This window comes from Rhizobium sophoriradicis, assembly GCF_003939025.1.
GTDB lineage: Bacteria > Pseudomonadota > Alphaproteobacteria > Rhizobiales > Rhizobiaceae > Rhizobium > Rhizobium sophoriradicis.
This window is the reverse complement of the sequence record NZ_RQIH01000037.1, coordinates 1-13,404: the sequence shown is the minus strand read 5'-3', so window position 1 is coordinate 13,404 and position 13,404 is coordinate 1. Positions and strand designations below refer to the sequence as shown.

The following is a 13,404-nucleotide window of genomic DNA, read 5'->3' as shown; positions in this document are numbered from 1 at the left end:
CCTCATGGTGCGATCGGCAACAAGGTGCCGATCTCGTTGGTGAATTCGGGAGGCGCAACCAGCCCGCCTCCCTGAATGAAGCCGGAAAACTCTAGCATCCGGTGGTCCAACGTTTGGGAGCGGTTCAGAAATTCTCAGTGGCAGGTCAGACGCCGGATGAAAATTCAGTGGCAGGTCACACTGTCTCGACCAAGAGATGGAGGACCGCGTCAGCGGTTTCCGCCTCGCCTAAAAAGATAGCGTAAATGCCAAGGTGATAAGGCTGAGGATGCCGCCGAACTTCCCGCGCAGTTTCTTGGCCGAAACGACGATACAGCCGCTCCCCCTAGCAGCGCCTGCACCGGCCGTCAGGCCGGTTAAGCGAAGCGGGTTACCTCGATGAAGCTTGTTTACGGAGGAAACATTTGATTGATGAAAGGATAAACGCGCGCGAGACCGGCTTCTTACTTTTGCTTTCCCACAATAAAACTCGCTAAAATTTCCTGGCTTTTCGATCGACTCTCTTTTGAGAGGAACCCACAGGTGCCCCAGAAGACGCTGGCGATTTATCAATAGATGAAGAACTTGCCGTTGCCATCCCTTCCTCAGGAAGCGTAGCTACTTGAGCGGCACTGTCAATCGCTCTACGGCAGTCATCAAGGAAGTCAGCTATATATTCATTGACATAGACAACCAACGGCTCCTTTGGAACAACAATCAGACGCCGTTTGTCCGTTTTATCCCGAGTGATGTCGATGAACCCACGCAAATGCGCTGCCTCGACATACTTTTGGCAAACAGTCTGGTTTTTGAAAGGCAGATAGCGACACGCCTGCATCTTCGTCATGGGTTTGTTATTGGCGTCCATATGATATACTTTAAGCATCAATCCAAGAATATTCCTCAGGAATAGTTTTTCTTCGGAATTTTCGCTAACGAGATCTGACAAAAACGAGTCAATTTTCTCAAGCTTATGCTTTACGCCGACGTCGATCTGTTCTGGCGTATATATTTCTCTTCGTGTTGTCTTCGCCACGGCCACGCCTCTGCGCAATGGGTCGTTCTGTTTTCACCCAAAGCCTGTTACCGGATCCCATCGCGGCGACATTTATCATATGTATGTCTTCATAACTACGACGAATATAAGAATTTGCGGGCGGTCGTGAGACTAACCTTCATCGTGCACGAGCCCCCGCTCTTGTTTTCACATCCATTTAAAAAAACAGTTACACAAGTGTAACTACGAGTGCTACCAAAAATTCGGGAGCTTCGCTTCCGATGGAAGGTCGGTCTCTTGATTGGCCCCCGACCAGCTCGCCCGCCGCCCGAGCTGGCATGCAAGAGCCCGACCTTCCGTTTTGCACGTGGCTTTTCGAACCAGGGATCCGAAATGAATAAAGAAATTTGGAAAGATTACAGCCAACCTTTCGGGACGATTGGTCCATTGATGACAGTGGGCGAAATTCTGGAAAAGAATATTGATGCGGGATACAACGCCTATGATGAGTATGCAAACGCAGCTCTTCAGAAATTTGCTCGGTATGCCTCAGAATTCCTCTCCAATCCACATCCTCATTTAGGTCGGGACGGGAGCGTTTGCCCTTTCGTTCCCGAGGCTCTGACGAAGGGGCTTTTACGGGTTGCCGCGTCGCAAGCTGTTGCAGTTGACGAAATCGAAAACGATTTGGCGCGTATGCTCGCCGTCTTCAGCCAGATGAAACCCGTAAAGTCCTTCAACGATCGAACGGGCGACTGGATCTATAAGGCCATTATCATTGCCCTTCCTGGAATACAGGATGAAGGAGAGATTATCAGGATTGGTCAACTGCAAAAACGGCTGAAGCCCGACTTCATTCAGGAAGGTTTCATGATCGGTGAATTTTATCCAGGTTGCCCGGAGCCCGGTTTGCACAACAGGATGTTTCGACCGCTCGACACAACGGTTCCAGCCTTGGCTATTCGGCATATCACCAAATATGATGCTCCTTTCATGCTCGATAGCGATAAGTGCCTGGAGGCTTACTTCAGTATTTTTGGGAACGAGGGTCGCCGCCGCATTAGGCAGCTTTTGGAGCGAACCGCCTGAAACTTACTCGCAAGAGGGCTGTACTCGCAGTCGCTGAAACAGCTATCCTCGATCGTCCTACCAGGTGAACCGGAAGGAAACGACTATGTTGGACGTTCATCCGAACGTACTTGCTGAACTGCACCAGATCGGAGCGTCGACGGTACGATTGTGGCGCTATAGTGAGTTCGCCACCCCTATTACATCTCCTTCCGATTTAGCCTCCGCTATCGGCGTTCCCGTGGGGCGCGTTGCAAAGACGATGATTATTGCCGAGCAGAAAGCGAACGATGTGATGCGCCGGTCTCATCCTGCGCGCCACCTTTGTGCCGTTTTGCTGCCATCACCTTCAAAGATTGACATGAAAGCGGTTGCTGGCACGTATGGATGGAAACGAGCCGAGCTTGCTCAGAAAGAACAGGTACTCGATCTCTTCGGCTACCCGTCAGGAAGCGTATCACCATTCGGTCTCCAGAAGATCGCTGTACTGATCGACACCGCCCTTTTTTCTTATCCTACCGTAGTCACAGGTGCGGGCAAGGTTGGAGTCGAGCTTGAGATCGACACAAGCATGCTTTGGAAGATCGGGCAGCCGTTACAGACGCGTGGACGGGCCAGTCAAACCTAACGCCTCGTCACCTTTCATAGAGATGCCGTGAGGTAGGTTATTTCTTCGGGAAAGGAAATGCGGTTCCACGTAACGGCGCCTCGATTAGAGAATGAGGGTTCAATACGTATGTTGCGTAATCGGACTCATAGTGCGCACTATAACGAAAATCGTCACACCCGTCCCAACGTCTGCACGACATCTTCACCTCGATAGCTGTGAGGCGGATCAAGCGCGGGAACATAGCGTGAGAAGGTGGCGACCACCGTCAGGACCCGCAGTTTCTTTCCGGTTGCGAGCTGGTCGTGCACGAAGTCCATCGCCCACACGTCATTTGGTCCGACAGCCATTTGCCGATCCTCGCGAAGTTTCGCCTTAACACGGCGCTTCCGAGTCTTATTCCGCAGCTGCAGTCCCAAGTCCCTGTAAATGCGATAGGTTCGCTTGATGTTGGTGCCCCAACCCTCGCGTTCCAAAAGCACATGCACGCGACGATAGCCGTAGCGCACCCGCGCTCACAGGTCTAGACCGGCCTCGGCGCGGCGAGAGATGTAGTGATCGGTCGACCGATCGAAGTTCAACGCGCCACAGGCACGCCGGATCGAGATCGCCCAATCGCGGCACATGACACCACCTCCCGCTACCCCTCAGGCCTTAGAGCTTTCGGCGGATGGCGTCCTGCAGCATCTCACGGTCCAACGTCAGATCCGCGACGATCTTCTTCAATCGCGAATTCCCGTCCTCAAGCTGCTTGCGCCTCTTCATCTCTGGCGGCAACATGCCGGCGTACTTTTTCTTCCAGTTGAAGTAAGTCGTCTGACTGATCCCCGCCTTGCGACAAATCTCCGCGATCGAGACGCCCTCATCACCCTGCTTCAAAATGAACGCCTTCTGAGCGTCCGAAAACTGCGATGCCTTCATCGTGTTCCGTTCCTTTTCCCAGCCAGGAAAATGCACCGGAAAACTCTAACCAAAATTGGTCCAGTTTGAAGGGTTGAGAGCAATTTCCCTATCGTAAAACCTGTGATCCTATGAAGTTAAGATGGGGAATGTTAAGGACATACAACAGCGTGCACGAAAGACGCGGAAGCCAACTGCGTCACATCTATTTCTGGTATCGGCGCTGTTGCGCTGCGGCCAAAACCGCACTGGCTCCTGATCCTTCCACCTTCGGAAGGGGCCGTGATCTCGCCTGGGTCGACCGTATGCTAGTTCGATCAGCAACCCTTTGACGGTGAAGATTCCTGGTTATTCACCTGGTGGATCAATGCCATACAAACAATCAATTTTACGAAGCCATGGGATGTTATTAAACACCTCGATTATGAATTGGGGACCCCATGATGTTGCTCCACCGAGAGCAGCCGAGGGCAAGGTCACAGACCTGGCCGGTAAATGGAGACGAACATGGCCAACGTGGAACTGCAGAAGGCGCTCTCGTCTGCCAATCAAGCGCCGAGACATAGCTCTGGGTCCTTTCTTCGCCTACTGCAGGAGCCTCGTCGCATTAAACCGAATACCAGCTTTAACACATTTGGGTCGCCACAAAAGCTGAACAACCACTATCCGATCTTGCCAATCCTTGGCTTCTCAAAAGTGAACGGAGCTGTGGGTATGCGAGATGGGGTGTTACCCACCGCGAAGTCATACATGAATACGAATGATTCAATGTCATTTCAACGTGAGCATTATGATTAGCTCATCGGCGTCAGCATCGTTTTTTAGAACCAGCAGCTTTTCGATGATTCCTGGCGAAAGACATCGGGGCCACCCTCCGGTCTTGGTCACCGAAAATTCGCCGCCAAACTTGGAGACATTTAAATGACAAACTCTCTTCCCGCAAAGCTGATGGTTGGTATCTTCGACCATTTGGACGAAGACGGAAGGGAGATTGGGCGCCAGTATGAAGATCGGATGAAGTTGGCAGAGGTCTGCGATCGCCTTGGCTTTTATGGATATCACGTCGCAGAGCACCACTGTACTCCCCACGGCAGAGGACCTTCGCCGAATCTATTTCTAGCAAGCGTAGCTCAGCGCACGCAGCATCTTCGTCTCGGTCCTTTGGTTATGCTGTTGAACCTTTATCATCCGTTACGTGCGTTTGAAGAAATTTGCATGCTGGATCATCTGAGCGGTGGCAGGCTCGAGTTGGGCATGGGGCGCGGCTCCTTACCAATCGAATGGAGCTTTTTCGGTATTGATGAGGAGGTGGCGACATCGCGCTATCTCGAAGCCAGCGAGATCGTCATCCAAGCGATGAAGGAAGGAGCTCAGGCTCTTTCCTACAAAGGCGACCACTTTGAACTAGACAAAGTCCCGTTGATGTTGCGGCCACATCAACGTCCTCAGCCTCCGACATGGATTACAACCAGTCGTCCTGAGGTTGCGCGCTGGGCGGCTGAGAACGATACAAATCTTGCCTGCGGGGGCCCTGCTTCTGCTGTTCGCCAGATCACTGATGCCTACCGAGCACACGAGAGACGTACCGCCGGGGACAGGAAACGGGCGCCGTTCCTTGGGTTGGTCCGAATGGTGGTGGCCGGCAGCACGACGAAGCATGCCATTTCGCTCGCGGCCCCGGCTTATCAACGGTGGCTTCGGAGCTTTAGGTTTCTGTACGAGATTAACGGGATACAGACTCCTCAGAACCTCCCGCCGGATTTTGATGCAGCAGTAGACTGTCAGTTGTGCGTAGTTGGTACTGCTGCTTCAGTTAGGCAAGATCTTCTCGATCATGTCGAGGAAGCAGGTGCTAATTATCTTCTTTGCCAGCTGGCGTTTGGTGATTTGCCATTGGAGGCTTCCTATTACACTGCAACGAGCGTTCACTCTGGAGTTATGGCTTAATCTGGACTGGCCTCAGGTTGCTTTCCGATCACAGAGATTAAGTCTCTGTGGCCGCGCCCTCAAATCGATTGAGGAGCGTCAAGGCGAATTCAGCCATCGCCGTAGGAACAGCCATTGTGGAATGGGCTGCACTATTGGATAGTTAAAAGATATGCGATTTAAGGGCCTCGATCTAAATCTCCTTGTCGCGCTCGATGCACTAATGATTGAGCGCAACCTTACTGCGGCGGCACGTAGCATTAATCTGAGCCAGCCCGCAATGAGTGCAGCTGTCCGCCGGCTCCGCTCCTATTTCCGCGATGAACTATTTACGATGCGTGGTCGTGAGTTCGTTCCAACTCCGCGTGCGGAAGACCTCGCGCCTGCGATTCGTGAGGCTTTACAGCATATTCGGCTCAATATCATACCCTGGGATAAATTTACTCCTGATCAATCAGATCGTCATTTCCGAGTAAGCTTATGCGATTTCGTTACAGTTGTTCTTTTTCAGAAGATACTGGAGCGTCTTGCGCGGGAAGCACCCGGCATTAGTTTTGACTTGCTGCCTCTTACTGACAATCCAGACGAGCTTTTGCGACGCGGCGACGTAGACTTCCTTATTAGCCCACCGCTATTCATGTCGAGCGCGCACCCTAAGATAGATCTATTTCAGGAACGACTGACTTGCGTCGGCTGCAGCAATAACAAACAACTTGAGGAAGCCCTTACTGCCGAGGAGTATTCTTCAATGGGGCACGCGGTAGTTAGGTTCGGTCGGACGCAGCAGCCTACCATAGAAGATTGCTTCTTGCAGGAGCATGGCCTCAAGAGGCGGGTCGAAGTCGTTGTTTCAAGCTTTAGCATGATCCCCGCCGCCCTAATGGGCACCGATCGCATCGCAACCGTTCCGTTACGACTAGTTGGGCTTTTTGAGGACACGATACCATTGCGGATGACTGCGCCCCCGATAGCGCTGCCGACATTCACCGAGGCAGTCCAATGGCCGGTACTTCACGACAAAGATCCGGCAAATATCTGGATGCGAGATATAATGGTTCAGGAGGCAGCGCGATTGCCGTGACCATCCTGAAACCTAGGAAGCTGGGCTGCATTGGGAGCGACGACCCGCGACGCGGCCGATTAGCTGAAGACGGCACCACCTGTGAGTGACCCGCAGGCCATTTTATCGACGAAGCTGAGCGCTACGCCCGTCGCCGATCGGCCGCCCTTCGGACGATTGCGCGACGTGCTGTCTAGCACCTTCGGCGGCAAATCGAAGGGTGCTGGGGGACCACAATTGCTCCGCACCGCAACCCGCCGCTACCGCCGCAAATACAGCAACCCAAAACCGTCGGAGCGAACTCAAAACTGGATAAAACTTGGGGGCAAGGTCAGCGGCCTTCCCCGGATGGATACCTTTGAAAAGCCTCTTTGGTGGCTGTTGAACTTATTCGGGCTCGGGCGGATCTTACTCAAGCAGGAACCTTGGTCAGGAACCGGATTGTTGTAGCAACCCATGTATTTTAGGTGCGTTGGAGGACATCATACGGGAAGCTTCCTCAACCAATATCTCCCTGAACCAGATGCTCCCTGGATCGGCATTATGGAGCGCTGGCCATTGAACAGCTTCTGTGAAGACGGGGAGCGGTAACGGAAGGTTGATGATCCGCAAAGGGAAAGTACTTTCGTAATGCTCGACTAAGCGAAGCGGTAGGTTAGCTATGCGGTTCGTGCCACGCAGGACTGGTGGTATTAAGCTAAACCCTTGCACGACGACCTCCACCCGCCTCTGAATACCATTCTCGAGCAAGAACCAGCCCTCGACCGATGGCTTCAAAAAGCGCCCAAACGCGGCAGCGACGTGTCCCGTGGAGACATATTGCTCGATCGTCAGCGCTGAAGGTAGGTCCACATTTGTCGAACAGGCTACACATACAAACTTCTCTGTGAACAGTTTTGCGCTCGGGTGTGCGCCCGAGAGAAAAAATTCAGGCACGATGAGGAAGTCGACGTCACCGCGGCTAAGCATCTCGTACGGATCACTATCCAAAGGCAGCAACTCAAAGCTGACTGCGGGCGCTTCTCGAGCAACTCGCTCAATGATTTTATTGAAGTATATCAGCATCATGAAATCGGACAGAACTATTCTAAAGCATCTGTCAGACTTCGACGGGTTAAACGGCTCCCAAGAGATGATTGAGCATTGTACCTGCAAGAGAGTTTCACGCACTGCCGAGGCAAGTCCTTCGGCACGGGGCGTCAGCCGAAGTTCTCGACCATTCATTGTAAACAATTCGTCGCGGAAATAGTCCCGAAGCCTACCAATGGCGGCACTCATTGCTGGTTGACTTAGATTGATACTACGTGCGGCAGCCGTTAGGTTGCGCTCGGTCGTGAGCGCATCCAATGCAACGAGCAGGTTTAGATCAAGGCCCTTGAAACGCATCTTTAGTCACATCCAAACAACGGATATTTTATATCCAAACAATCGATTTTTCCAGTACAGAACCTTCCAGCATAGATCCAATGAAGGTTCGTCAAAAAGGCTTAGGTTAGTTTGGTGATCAATTAAGTAGGCCGCATAGTTACGATAGACGTTATAGTTGCAGATAATCCACTTTAAATATCGAATGGCACCTTAGCAATAGGCGATGTGGAGCGGCGTCACCGAGCGACATGAAATGCTAGTGAACGGATGGGCGGAAGTAGGTTCATCATATCGCGATACCGGAGAGGCTTTGCCGTACGCTGGCTATCGACTGGCGGGCTCCTTCTGTTTGGAAGCATGTTCAAGATATTGGTGGCGTGCCAGTAATTTGTGATGAAAAGATCAACGCGCCTGAAGGCGCTTGAGGAAGAGAACGCCACACTGAAGAGACTGCTCGCCGAGCAGATCCTGGATACGGCCCCACTTCCCGAGCTCCTTAAAAAAATAGAAAGGCCCGCCGCCAAGCGCGACGCCGTCGCACGCCAGAAAGCCGTCGTGGGCCTTTCGGAACGAAGTAGGTCGCCCGACTGCCGCCTTGCGTTCTCCGCTATCGAGATGCCGTCATCCGGTCGGCGTCCGCGTTACTCGCCTCGGGATCGTCAAAGCGGTTGCCGTCATTAAAAGCTAAGAATTCGGCCGGACTTGCCTAAATCGTCTTTCATAAGCCTCTATGAAGGCTTCCGGAATCGGGTCGCTAAACAATGGGAAATCAACCGGTTTGCGTAAGCCGGTGCTTGGCCGGATAGTGCCGCCATCGAGCCCCGGCCGCCATCCGGCTCCGAAAAAGAAAGCACCATACCGCGCCGCAAGCATCGGGGTCACAGGATTAAGAAGGCTTAGAAATACGGAAACTTCCGCTGCGCTGACTGAGGTATCTGCCCTTGAAAAAGACGCAACGTCGAAAAAGGCGTCTATGGCGTCCATGGCATCCCAGACGCGCAAGTCCTGCACCGCTTCGGAATATCGTTTAACATTGTGGTTCTGCTCGACTGTCAGCTTGTCGGCCGTCAGCGTCTCGTTACATCCGGCGTACTTGCGCAAAGCCGTTTCGAAAGCACGAATTCTAGCCGCGGTCTGAAGCAGCCCCTCGATCAGAAAATCGTTGTCGTTTGCGCCAAATGGCTTGGCGAGGCTAGCCAAATAGTAGCGCAGCACGTTCGTGTCGATATCTGCTGCCACCTCGTCAGCCCACACAGCGTGGTCACGGCTAGTAGAAAATTTCGCGCCTTCGAGCTTATAAAAGTCCTGAATTGCATGGTTGTATGGAATCGCATAACCGCGCGAGAACAAACTAGCAGTAACGCCGATCGTGTAATAAAACCGGTTATCCTGACCCATGAAGAATACGAGTCTCGTGCTCGCGTTGCGCATAGTGTCATCGAGATCTGCGCCATTTTGCTTGCAGAGGCGTTCGATTCCTGTCTCATAGCACCACAATCCTTCAAACCAAGTCATTAAAGTTTGGCCTGCCACCTCCACCGGGGAGTTCAAAGTCACACCACGGTCGAAATGCCGCGACATCGGCAATGCCATCAGTTTTGACCGTAGCCAGTCAAGTTCTTTGCGCTTTATGGATTCCGGCCATCCGCTCGCCTCAATGGAGTGATCGAGCCCCGGAGCAAATTTTTCAAGCTCAAAATGAACCTGTCGAATCGGGCGCAAGATAAGGCTCTGGCCGCATGTCGTGTGAATCGGGTTGCGTAGTAGATTGTGTTGCAGCGCCGAGCCGCAATCTTCGCAAAGGTTACTATCTGTTGGCGCGTTACAAGCTGGACACTCTCCGACCGCGAGTGAGTCTGCGGCGAACTCTTCGCACGTCCCGCAATACAGTTGCTCTCCGTCGCGCAGCTCAACGTAGCCGGACGCTCTTAGTTGGTCGTAGATCGCCAAGCTGCGGTCTTTGTGGTCTTCGCTTGAAGTCCTTACAAATACGTCCGGTTCAATATCAACTGACCGCAGACACTGCAGAATTTCTTCAATGTGCATGTGTGCGACGTCATCAACCGGCCTGCCAAGCTTTCGGGCTTTCACCAGCGTGTAAGTGCCATGTTCGTCCGCACCTGTCACGTGATAGGCCGCGTTGCCTACCATGCGGTGGTAGCGTACGAACACGTCGGCGAGAAGGTACACGCCACCTATATGCCCAAGATGCAGCTTGCCGTTCGGGCACGGCGGCGCCGAGCAGGCAAAAAAAGTATGTTGGTTTGCTCTCAATTCAATCCCACCATATCGAAAGGAACTTTAAGCTGGTTTGAGGGCTGCTATTTTTGATCGCGTGTTTTTGGTGCGGCGCTATATAGACCATCGTGTCCCCACTGACTGCGGAGGTTTCTCCATCGGATTGAAACACGCCGCTGCCCGAGATCAATACCCAGAGTTCGTGCTCTGGGTGCGAATGAAGATCGACCGCATCGCCAGGTACCACCTCCACAATCGATGTGCCGAAAGCCGTTGCGACTGCCTGCGGTAGATGCTCAAGTAACCGGCACACCAGAACGCCATACTCCTGGCGCATGATTGAGCGGTCGATCTGTTTCGTATACATGTTTGCCTCTGTCCTCTGCCTTCAATCGCGATAGAAAATGCCGTTCGGCGGCTTGAGCTCGTCGATGTTGGAGACCTTGCCCTCGGGAGGGTTGTAGGCGCGTTTCAGTTTGTTGTATTCGGCCCTCGTTGGCCCACCAGTTGAGGCACGCTGGAACACGAGATAAATCACCCTTCGAGAATTTTCACTTTTGTTGGGCTTTGAGTAATGTGGGGCATAGTCGTCAAAGATGAAAATGTCACCGGCCTTCCACGTTACGGGCTCCCAGGCCAGCCTGTCCGCGACCTCGGGGTACATTACGCCGCCGGCGTCCATTGGGAACACGCCCTTTTTGTGGTTCCCGGGGCTGAAGAAAAGCCCTCCGTTGTCTGGGCCGGAATCGTCGATGCCTATTGCAACAATCGCGTGCACCATCCGGTCTGGTAGCTTATGTGGGATATGGTAGATGTCCTGATGCGGGCGATAGCCGCCGCTGTCGGAGTACTTAAAGATCAGCAACTCTTTGAGCATGCGGGCATTTTCCCCCAGTAACTCTTCGACGATCGACTCGATACGGTGGTCAGCCAGCAGTAAATCACGCAGGGGGGCGTTAAATTCGAGGAAGTTCTCGACCTTCGAAATGATCCTCCTACCGTCAGTTGTTTTTTCGAACCATATCAGCCATTTGTCTTCACTTGTCTCCCAGCACGAAACATCAGCCACAAGAGCTGAAAGTTTATCTCGGCTTTCTAGATCGAGAAATGACTCAATCCTAATGTATCCAACGTCATCCCATGTTGATTTTTGTTCTTTGGTTAACATGTGTAACTCCTTTTTAGATTTAAAGCCGCCTGGTAAAGCTGCGTCGTGAGCAGGCGCCCCGAGCTGCACTGCACTGGAGTGTTATCTTGCGTTTTGTGTCTCTTGAGCGGGAAGTAAACCTAGGCACCCAAGGATCGGCCGATCTGGGACGTTCAGATAGTATTCACGCCGAAGCAGGCTATTGATGATGCGACCGTTTCGGTAGGCGACGAGCGATAGATTCACACTCTGCAAGCCACTTTGGACTGGGGATCGGTTTTGCAGATATACCTGGCCGGGGGCGTTGTCCTCGAATTGAACGGAGTAATCGTCCTTCACGACCGGCAGACCGCCTTCCATAGAAGCGGAAGCCAATAGGCGATCGATAAACGCTAGCGGGCGAGGCTCGAAACCGGTGGCGAGTACGACCCGATCAGCCACTACAGTCGGTCGCTGACAGGTGCCGTGCGAAGCCAACAGCGCGTGCCAACCGTCCGCATGAGGAGACAACTCCTTCATGACGACTGCGGGTAGCAGTTGAATGACATCGTCAATATTGCCAGTCGCGCTGCGGTGATAGATAGTTTCGTAAATGCGGTTGCTCAATTCTGCTGAAATGCCGTCACTGGTGAGTTTTTCGTCGTCGACAATAGTGCGACGTTTTTTAAGTGGCAGCGAATGAACGCTCAGTTGCGATTGGCGTCGGTGTCGTTGCAACAATTCCCGAATGCGCCAAACCTTGGCTGGGCGAGAAGGTCTACCATGTGGCGAGCTATCTGGATCGGCCACAAATCGACATCGGTGAACGCGTATTAGTCGTTGGTGGGGGGCAGAGCGGTGCGGAGGTTGTTGAACACCTATTGGGCAGTCCGGGTATCGGTAAAATTACATGGGTGACGTCACGCGGGAACCTGTTCACGAGGGATGACAGCTCTTTTATCAACGTGTCATACACGCCGTCTTACAGCCAGCGCTTTTATACTGTGTGAACTCTCTTCGCGACGTGGTCGCGTCGCACCGGTTTACGAAGCTGTACAGCCGTCCATGCACCGCGAGGTAGTTGAGAAACGAAAACGGACTGGTCGGATCTGCAAGTGTCACACAGTCCTTCAGCGGAGATACCTGCAGGCGACTGTTGGGCAGCAGCAGCCCAGGATGCCAATCGAAGCCGCTTTCCTTTTCGAAAAAGGCAGTGCGCAGCGGCGTCGGACACGCGAGTGCTGCAAGACTAAGATTAAAGGGTCCGATGCCTATACCGATGAGATCCAGCACTTGCATAAACACACTTCCTTTGGTTGGGCGGGCACGTGGGCAGCGATACGGAAATCATTATCGAAGGACGTCTGTCTCCTACACCGCCCTCCACAATGTCTGACTGGCGATTGCGATGTTGAGAGCGACCAGACCCGCCATCACGAGCATGGCAACGTCGATGCCATAAACAGCAATTAATGTGCCACCGAGATACGGGAATTCGAACGAACCCACGAAAATAAGCGAGTGTAAAGACTTGGGAGGCCGTTGAGATTGACAGACCACGTTCGCCAGCGAGGTTCACCACCATCGCATTCAAGGTCGAATAAGTGAGACCGTAGCCTATCGCAAAGAGAACGGTGGCGACGACGTACAGCAGCTCGCTTCCCGGGTTCAAAACCAAAAGTCCGATCCCAATCAGTGTCGTCACGAAGAGGGTGAGTGCTAGGCGCCCAAGCGGCAACTTACCGATCATACCCGCGACGGAGAATCGCAATGTGACAGTCGTGACGGTGAATGTCAGAAAGAAGACATTCGGTGAGAGTCCGCGCGTTTCGGCATATATGCTTTGAAACGTGGACAGGCCTGCGAACGTACAAGCACCGATCGCCAACATGACCACCGGCAACACCGTTCTCCCCCACAAAATAGACATGGTCGTCGGATCGGATAAGCGACGGCGCTGGTAGAAAGTTGCGGCTGATGCTGATCTGAACCCTTCAAACTGGACCAATTTTGGTTAGAGTTTTCCGGTGCATTTTCCTGGCTGGGAAAGGGACCAGAAGACGATGAAAGCGTCGCAGTTTTCGGACGCTCAGAAGGCGTTCATTCTGAAGCAAGGTGATGAAGGCGTGTCGGTT

Annotated in this window: 13 protein-coding genes and 2 pseudogenes; 7 read left to right on the top strand and 8 right to left on the bottom strand. The window is 52.9% G+C overall.

Features of this window, described 5'->3' with window-relative positions; translation table 11 throughout:
- Positions 1-472: 472 nt before the first annotated feature.
- Positions 473-1,015, bottom strand: coding sequence for a hypothetical protein (locus tag EFR00_RS33250; RefSeq protein WP_012489593.1), 543 nt, complete (start codon positions 1,013-1,015; stop codon positions 473-475).
- Between the two features lie 354 nt (positions 1,016-1,369).
- On the opposite strand from EFR00_RS33250, the gene EFR00_RS32260 reads away from it, so the two are divergent.
- The gene (locus tag EFR00_RS32260) at positions 1,370-2,065 is read left to right on the top strand and encodes a DUF6875 domain-containing protein (RefSeq protein WP_004677746.1); all 696 of its coding nucleotides are present in this window, start codon (positions 1,370-1,372) and stop codon (positions 2,063-2,065) included.
- Between the two features lie 85 nt (positions 2,066-2,150).
- Positions 2,151-2,672: an aminoacyl-tRNA deacylase gene (locus EFR00_RS32255; RefSeq protein WP_004677747.1), complete on the top strand. Its 522-nt coding sequence runs from the start codon at positions 2,151-2,153 to the stop codon at positions 2,670-2,672.
- Positions 2,673-2,827: 155 nt separating this feature from the next.
- Here EFR00_RS32255 and EFR00_RS32250 read toward each other — a convergent pair.
- Positions 2,828-3,572 (bottom strand): annotated as a pseudogene (locus EFR00_RS32250) (transposase); the annotation flags it as partial.
- A 900-nt stretch (positions 3,573-4,472) separates the two neighbouring features.
- Here EFR00_RS32250 and EFR00_RS32245 point away from each other — a divergent pair.
- The 3 genes from EFR00_RS32245 (at position 4,473) to EFR00_RS33245 (ending at position 6,987) form a co-directional block, all read left to right on the top strand.
- Entirely contained in the window at positions 4,473-5,498 is a 1,026-nt protein-coding gene (locus EFR00_RS32245; protein WP_012489592.1) for an LLM class flavin-dependent oxidoreductase, read from the top strand.
- A 151-nt stretch (positions 5,499-5,649) separates the two neighbouring features.
- Positions 5,650-6,558, top strand: coding sequence for a transcriptional regulator NodD3 (nodD3, locus tag EFR00_RS32240; protein WP_004677763.1), 909 nt, complete (start codon positions 5,650-5,652; stop codon positions 6,556-6,558).
- A gap of 81 nt (positions 6,559-6,639) precedes the next feature.
- Positions 6,640-6,987 carry a hypothetical protein gene (locus EFR00_RS33245; protein ID WP_012489591.1) on the top strand — a complete coding sequence of 116 codons (348 nt, stop codon included), beginning with the start codon at positions 6,640-6,642 and terminating at the stop codon, positions 6,985-6,987.
- On the opposite strand, the gene nodD2 is transcribed toward EFR00_RS33245, so the two are convergent.
- A complete protein-coding gene (nodD2, locus tag EFR00_RS32235; RefSeq protein ID WP_004677768.1) occupies positions 6,967-7,923 on the bottom strand; it encodes a transcriptional regulator NodD2 in 957 nt (318 codons plus the stop codon). The genes EFR00_RS33245 and nodD2 overlap by 21 nt on opposite strands.
- A gap of 387 nt (positions 7,924-8,310) precedes the next feature.
- On the opposite strand from nodD2, the pseudogene EFR00_RS32230 reads away from it, so the two are divergent.
- Positions 8,311-8,478: pseudogene (locus tag EFR00_RS32230) on the top strand (IS3 family transposase); the annotation flags it as partial.
- Between the two features lie 111 nt (positions 8,479-8,589).
- Here the strand turns inward: EFR00_RS32230 and EFR00_RS32225 are convergent.
- The 4 genes from EFR00_RS32225 to EFR00_RS32210 all read right to left on the bottom strand — a co-directional run bounded on the left by EFR00_RS32225 (position 8,590) and on the right by EFR00_RS32210 (position 12,079).
- On the bottom strand, positions 8,590-10,179 hold the full coding sequence (locus EFR00_RS32225) for a class I tRNA ligase family protein (protein ID WP_077991963.1): 1,590 nt from the start codon (positions 10,177-10,179) through the stop codon (positions 8,590-8,592).
- Between the two features lies 1 nt (position 10,180).
- Positions 10,181-10,510: a cupin domain-containing protein gene (locus EFR00_RS32220; RefSeq protein ID WP_004677772.1), complete on the bottom strand. Its 330-nt coding sequence runs from the start codon at positions 10,508-10,510 to the stop codon at positions 10,181-10,183.
- Between the two features lie 21 nt (positions 10,511-10,531).
- Complete coding sequence (locus EFR00_RS32215; RefSeq protein WP_010018321.1) at positions 10,532-11,311, bottom strand: phytanoyl-CoA dioxygenase family protein; 780 nt, start codon at positions 11,309-11,311, stop codon at positions 10,532-10,534.
- A gap of 81 nt (positions 11,312-11,392) precedes the next feature.
- Positions 11,393-12,079, bottom strand: a complete 687-nt coding sequence (locus tag EFR00_RS32210; RefSeq protein WP_245435291.1) for a SidA/IucD/PvdA family monooxygenase — start codon at positions 12,077-12,079, stop codon at positions 11,393-11,395.
- Here EFR00_RS32210 and EFR00_RS32205 point away from each other — a divergent pair.
- On the top strand, positions 11,986-12,279 hold the full coding sequence (locus EFR00_RS32205) for a SidA/IucD/PvdA family monooxygenase (protein ID WP_245435292.1): 294 nt from the start codon (positions 11,986-11,988) through the stop codon (positions 12,277-12,279). The two genes, EFR00_RS32210 and EFR00_RS32205, sit on opposite strands and share 94 nt — an antisense overlap.
- On the opposite strand, the gene EFR00_RS32200 is transcribed toward EFR00_RS32205, so the two are convergent.
- Positions 12,230-12,568, bottom strand: coding sequence for a SidA/IucD/PvdA family monooxygenase (locus tag EFR00_RS32200; RefSeq protein WP_077991966.1), 339 nt, complete (start codon positions 12,566-12,568; stop codon positions 12,230-12,232). The two genes, EFR00_RS32205 and EFR00_RS32200, sit on opposite strands and share 50 nt — an antisense overlap.
- Between the last annotated feature and the right edge of the window lie 836 nt (positions 12,569-13,404).

What these genes read in the sequence shown, in the direction of transcription:
- EFR00_RS32220 (WP_004677772.1), bottom strand. Translation starts at nt 10,510, where the DNA reads ATGTATACGAAACAGATCGACCGCTCAATCATGCGCCAGGAGTATGGC.
- nodD3 (WP_004677763.1), top strand. Translation starts at nt 5,650, where the DNA reads ATGCGATTTAAGGGCCTCGATCTAAATCTCCTTGTCGCGCTCGATGCA.
- EFR00_RS32245 (WP_012489592.1), top strand. Translation starts at nt 4,473, where the DNA reads ATGACAAACTCTCTTCCCGCAAAGCTGATGGTTGGTATCTTCGACCAT.
- nodD2 (WP_004677768.1), bottom strand. Translation starts at nt 7,923, where the DNA reads ATGCGTTTCAAGGGCCTTGATCTAAACCTGCTCGTTGCATTGGATGCG.
- EFR00_RS32255 (WP_004677747.1), top strand. Translation starts at nt 2,151, where the DNA reads ATGTTGGACGTTCATCCGAACGTACTTGCTGAACTGCACCAGATCGGA.
- EFR00_RS32260 (WP_004677746.1), top strand. Translation starts at nt 1,370, where the DNA reads ATGAATAAAGAAATTTGGAAAGATTACAGCCAACCTTTCGGGACGATT.
- EFR00_RS32200 (WP_077991966.1), bottom strand. Translation starts at nt 12,568, where the DNA reads ATGCAAGTGCTGGATCTCATCGGTATAGGCATCGGACCCTTTAATCTT.
- EFR00_RS32215 (WP_010018321.1), bottom strand. Translation starts at nt 11,311, where the DNA reads ATGTTAACCAAAGAACAAAAATCAACATGGGATGACGTTGGATACATT.